General features: G+C 75.6%; 2 protein-coding genes. One reads left to right on the top strand and one right to left on the bottom strand.

What is annotated here, in order from left to right; all coding sequences use genetic code 11:
* On the bottom strand, positions 1-550 hold a 550-nt coding region (locus tag BZL64_RS38100; RefSeq protein ID WP_143663460.1), incomplete at its 3' end, for an MFS transporter.
* Between the two features lie 79 nt (positions 551-629).
* Here BZL64_RS38100 and BZL64_RS38095 point away from each other — a divergent pair.
* Positions 630-1,516, top strand: an 887-nt coding sequence (locus BZL64_RS38095) for an ArsR/SmtB family transcription factor (RefSeq protein WP_086773500.1), incomplete at its 3' end; no start/stop codon positions are given.

Raw genomic sequence — 1,516 nt, 5'->3', positions numbered from 1 at the left:
CGGTCAGGCCGAGGCGGGCGGTCGCGCTCGCGGTGGCGTGCAGGAGGGTGGCCAGGAGGAGGACGGTGTGCGGGGAGAGGGCAGTGACGAGGAGGCCGCCGAGGGCGTAGCCGGCGATCTGTGTCAGGCCGCCCATCATGTTGAAGACGGAACGCCCTGGCAGGTAGCTGTCCTTGGGGAGGATCTCGTTGAGCAGCCCCCAGCGGACCCCGCCGCCGAGGGCCGCGATCAGGACCGCGAGGACGGCCGCGACCGGCAGGCCGGGGACGGCGAGGACGGCCGTGACGGTGGCGAAGGCGAGGGAGAGACCGGCCAGGGCGGTCCTCGGGGGGAGGCGGTCGGCGCCCGAGAGGAGGAGGGTCGCGCCGAGGACCTGGGCGAGGGACGGGCCGAACATGCTCACCGCCGACAGCAGCGGGGAGCCCGTGGCGCGGTGGACGAGGGTGCCGAGGGCGAGCCCCGCGACCGTCTGGGCGGCGGTGTGGGCGGCGGAGGAGAGCAGGAGCGGGGTGAACTCGGGGGTGCGCAGGAGCTGTCGGTAGCCGGTCATGCGGGGAGTCTCGGGCGGGTCCGGGCGCGGTCGATACTGTTTCGCGGGAGCGCGAAACGTCAGGCTGGTGAGGGGCTTCATGGGCTGGTGGCAGGTGAACGCCGACACGCTCGCGGGCAGCCGGTTCGTGGTGTCCCCGCTGGCCGAGACCTTCGCGTGCCTGAAGCTGCTGCACGCGGGGGCGGGCGCGCATCCGGGCGAGACGGCGTGGCTGCGGGAGTGGCTGCCCGCCCACCGCGCGCGGCTTGCCGCGGATCCGGTGACCGCCGCGCTCGTACGGGCCGGGCTCGGCCGGGACTGGATCGCCGACTTCCTCACCCCCACCCCGAGGGACGGGGAGAGCTTCGAGGACGGCGTCGCCCGGGTCCGCGCGGTACGGCCCGCCGACGCCCGCGCCCATCTGCGGACCTCCCTGGCCGGCCCGCTGCCGGGCGTCCTGGACCGTGACGACCTCCCCGAGCGGGCGGCCGGCCTGCTGACCTGGGTGTGGGAGAGCGCCGTACGGCCGTCCTGGGAGCGGCGGCGCAGGGTGCTGGAGGCGGATGTCGTGACGCGGGTCGCGCAGGTGAGCCGGGGCGGGTGGGCTGCCGTACTGGACTCGCTGCGGCCGGGGACGCGGTGGCTCGGGGAGAGCCGGTTCCAGGTCAATCTGCACGAGTATCCGCCGCGGGAGATCTCCGGCGCCGAGCTGCTGTTCGTGCCGGTGACACCGCGGACGGGGTGGGTGTCGTGGGAGGAACGGGAGCGGTACGCCGTCGTCTACCCCTGCACCGGGGTCCTCGCCGCCGATCACCGCGCGCGGGACGTGCCGGCCGCGCTGAGCGCGCTGCTCGGGCCCGGACGTGCGGCGGTGCTCGTCCTGCTCGGGCAGGGCCCGCTGAGCACGACCCAGCTGGTCGCGCTGACCGGGCAGGGGCTCGGGTCGGTCGGCCGGCACCTGCGGGTGCTGTGGGACGCGGGGCTGGT

Origin of the sequence: Streptomyces bobili, from assembly GCF_002154575.1 — a bacterium.
Taxonomy (GTDB): domain Bacteria; phylum Actinomycetota; class Actinomycetes; order Streptomycetales; family Streptomycetaceae; genus Streptomyces; species Streptomyces bobili.
This window is presented reverse-complemented; position numbering and strand designations above follow the sequence as displayed.